This is a genomic window from Mesorhizobium loti (genome assembly GCF_003148495.1).
In the GTDB taxonomy this organism is placed as follows: Bacteria; Pseudomonadota; Alphaproteobacteria; order Rhizobiales; family Rhizobiaceae; genus Mesorhizobium; species Mesorhizobium loti.
The window spans coordinates 1-3,376 of sequence record NZ_QGGH01000041.1 but is presented as its reverse complement, the minus strand read 5'-3'; the positions used below and the strand labels follow the sequence as shown (position 1 = coordinate 3,376).

At 60.0% G+C, this 3,376-nt stretch carries 4 protein-coding genes and 1 pseudogene; 3 read left to right on the top strand and 2 right to left on the bottom strand.

The window, feature by feature from the left end:
• Positions 1-198: 198 nt before the first annotated feature.
• The gene (locus tag C8D77_RS37105) at positions 199-498 is read right to left on the bottom strand and encodes a DUF1236 domain-containing protein (RefSeq protein ID WP_109672936.1); all 300 of its coding nucleotides are present in this window, start codon (positions 496-498) and stop codon (positions 199-201) included.
• A 201-nt stretch (positions 499-699) separates the two neighbouring features.
• On the opposite strand from C8D77_RS37105, the gene C8D77_RS37100 reads away from it, so the two are divergent.
• Positions 700-1,530 carry a DUF1236 domain-containing protein gene (locus C8D77_RS37100; RefSeq protein ID WP_109672932.1) on the top strand — a complete coding sequence of 277 codons (831 nt, stop codon included), beginning with the start codon at positions 700-702 and terminating at the stop codon, positions 1,528-1,530.
• A gap of 156 nt (positions 1,531-1,686) precedes the next feature.
• Positions 1,687-2,691 (top strand): L,D-transpeptidase family protein, encoded by a 1,005-nt coding sequence (locus tag C8D77_RS37095; protein WP_109672929.1) that lies wholly within the window; start codon positions 1,687-1,689, stop codon positions 2,689-2,691.
• Positions 2,692-2,749: 58 nt separating this feature from the next.
• On the opposite strand, the gene C8D77_RS37090 is transcribed toward C8D77_RS37095, so the two are convergent.
• Complete coding sequence (locus C8D77_RS37090; protein ID WP_245468590.1) at positions 2,750-2,941, bottom strand: hypothetical protein; 192 nt, start codon at positions 2,939-2,941, stop codon at positions 2,750-2,752.
• 250 nt (positions 2,942-3,191) lie between these two features.
• On the opposite strand from C8D77_RS37090, the pseudogene C8D77_RS37085 reads away from it, so the two are divergent.
• A pseudogene (locus C8D77_RS37085) lies at positions 3,192-3,376 on the top strand (SMP-30/gluconolactonase/LRE family protein); the annotation flags it as partial.

The following is a 3,376-nucleotide window of genomic DNA, read 5'->3' as shown; positions in this document are numbered from 1 at the left end:
ATGAAGCTCGAATGAAAACTGGCGCCTCGGCGCCGCTCCGCCGAGACGTTCGCCAACAGCCGATGGACCGTCATTCGTCGGCGAGGATCGCCAACATTGTGGCTAATTAGACGACGCCCTGGACCGGCCGACCTTGTACCAAGCGCCAAGGCGAAAAGCCCGCCACTCCGGAAAGCGGCGGGCTTGGGTGAACTTGGATCACTGAATAATCTTCACGATCTTGCGGGTGCCAGGATCAACCACCACGGTCTGGTTGTCGACTACAACGTAGCGATATTTGACGTTGGGAACTTCATGAAGTTCGACGGTATCTGGCAGAGCCGTGCCGACATTGAGTTCCACGCCAGGGAGCTTGACGGAAGCCAGCGGCTGCTTGTGCACATACTCCTTAATCACCGTTTCCTGCTCAGGCTGGATGACCACGTCCTGAGCGGCGGCGGCGCCAACACCGGCGAGTAGCAAAAGTCCTGCCGCTGCACTGGTAAGATGCATCCTCATGATCGTCTCCTTTCCGTTGTGAGCGAGTGTGGGAGAGCCCTTGGGCTGCCGTTCGCAACCGGGTCTCACGGTCGTTAACGCCATCGGATGTGGCTTGTTCCTTCAAATTTCTGCCCGTCGGTTTGCTCAATTCGCCTGGAACAAAGTTTTTCCGTTGAGGTTTACCCAACGAAGGGACTGACGCTTTCGAGGAGATTTCCCATGAAACATATTCTGATCACCAGCATGCTGGCGCTCGGCATCGGATGTGGTGCCGCAGTTGCTCAGACGCAGCCGGCTGAAACCCAGTCGGGCGGCGACAGCAATTGCGCGGCCGGCGCGGCCGACTGTCAAAAGGGCTCGAAGATGAAGATGGGCGAGCAGGCCCAGGGCAAGGCCAAGGTCCAGACGGACCAGCAGGCTCAGGGCAAACCCAAGCTCAAGACGGACGAACAGGCCCAGGGCAAGGCAGGTGCGACCACCGATCAGCAGGCCCAAGGCAAGACGAAGCTGAAGACCGACGAGCAGGCCCAGGGCAAGGCAGGTGCGACCACTGATCAGCAGGCCCAGGGCAAGACGAAGCTGAAGACCGACGAGCAGGCCCAGGGCAAGGCAGGTGCGACCACTGATCAGCAGGCCCAGGGCAAGACGAAGCTGAAGACCGACGAGCAGGCCCAGGGCAAGGCAGGTGCGACCACTGATCAGCAGGCCCAGGGCAAGACGAAGCTGAAGACCGACGAGCAAGCTCAGGGCAAGGCCTCGACACAGACTGATCAGGGGTCGACTGCTTCCATCACCAATGTCACGGTCGAACAGAAAACCCAGATCACCCAGGTTATCAAGGAGACCAGGGTCGAGCCGGTGTCCAATGTCGATTTCGACATTTCGGTCGGCATTGAGGTTCCCCGGCACAAGATCCGGTTGCATCGTCTGCCGGCGCGTATCGTGAAGATCGTACCAGCCTACGAAACCTACGAGTATTTCGTGTTGGCCGACGGTCGGATCGTCATCGTCGATCCGGACACGTTGAAGATCGTCCTTATCCTGACCTGACCTTGCAGTGCCTATCGCACTGAAAAAGGCTCGCCACATCGACGTGACGGGCCTTTCCATAAGGTCGGCCGATGAATCGGATGTTGGCGGACGGAACCAGAAAGGTCTTTCCGCGTCATAGACGCAGATTCCTGCGCAGCTCCGGAGTTGACATCGATGTTTAGGGTCCTTGTTGTCGTCGCCGCGGCACTCGCCCTCGCATGCGGGGGGACGGAGGCGGCCAAGCTGGACCGACTCGCCGTCAATCAGGCCCAATTCGGCGTCGGCCCACCCAAAGGCGTCAATCCAGCCATACTGAAAGCGCAGATCCTTCTGGATCGTGCCCGATTCTCGCCGGGCCTGATCAATGGCCGCCTTTCAGAGAACTTCGCCAGAGCGGTGAGCGCCTTTCAGGCCGCGAACGGATTCCCGTCCGATGGCAAGCTCACTCAGGACACCTGGGACAGGCTGATGGCAACCTCAGCCAGCCCGGTCCTGATCGCCTATGAGGTGACGCGCAAGGATGTGCGCGGACGCTTTACCAAGCGAATTCCGACCCGCATGGAGAGGATGGCCCGTCTGCCACGGCTGGGCTATCGCAACACCGTGGAGAGGTTGGCGGAGCGCTTCCATATTAGCGAACAATTGCTACGAAGGCTCAACCCCGACGCTGGCTTCGGGAGGGCCGGTGCGACCTTGATGGTGCCGGACGTTGGCCGGGGCGATCCTCCTGCGGCCGTTGCCAGCGTCGAGGTCGACAAGGGCGCCCGCCTGGTGCGCGTGCTCGATCCTTCCGGCAGATGGCTCGCAATCTACCCGGCATCGATCGGGAGCGATGAGAAGCCGGCGCCGAGCGGTATGGCAGAGATCAAACGCGTGGTGCACAATCCAACTTATCACTACGATCCGCGCTTCGCTTTCAAGGGAGTAAAGACCAAGCGGCCTTTCACCATCGCTGCTGGGCCAAACAACCCCGTCGGATCGGTCTGGATCGACCTCTCGATCGAAAGCTACGGCATTCACGGCACGCCCGAACCTGGCAAGATCGGCGCGACTTTCTCACACGGCTGCATCCGGCTGACCAACTGGGATGCCGAAGACCTCGCCTCTATGGTGCAGAAGGGTACGAGGGTTAACTTCAAGGACGAGACGGCGGATGCAGGCGTCAAGCTCGCCGATTAGACCATGCGCACTTGGTGATGGGCTGCCAAAGGGCCAAGGATGCAAGGTTACTGGTGGTTTACAGTCGCTTGAAGTCGGCAAGCCCCAACCGCATTCGCTGACCTTCCGCATAGGCCAGTGCGAACGATTCCAGCTCGAATGATCGGGTCAGTTCCTGGTCATCCTCGGCCACCCGGACGAACCATTCGCCGCAGGCTTCGATCACTTCAACACAGGGGCAAACCCTGGCGTTCAACATTACATCATCCATTTCGCACTGCCTCCCGCGCAATGTGGACAATCACGAATTTATGGGTCCGGCGGAAATCGGTTCTTCAAGTGACAAAACCTGTAGGGTCTCACCAAACTCAAACCAAGAACCCGCGCCTTTACCCCGCATGGAAAAAACGCGCGGTCCGCCGGCTCCGGCACGCAGCAGGATTATCTGCCGAGCGACCGTTGCCGGCAATAAAGTTTGACATGGTGGGCGGTTACGTACGATTCCGTACACTGGGGCAGAGTTGCGTCACGACCGCATCGACGGCAACTGGCCGGAGCTGTTCGTCAAGGACGCGGCGCTGGCCTCGCCCAACGGCGTCTTCGCCGATCGCAACAGGCTGATCGTCGCCTCCTGGGGCAAGGGCATCAAGCCCGACTTCAGCACGGCGGAGCCTGGCGGACTGCTGTCGGTCGACATCGCCAGCAA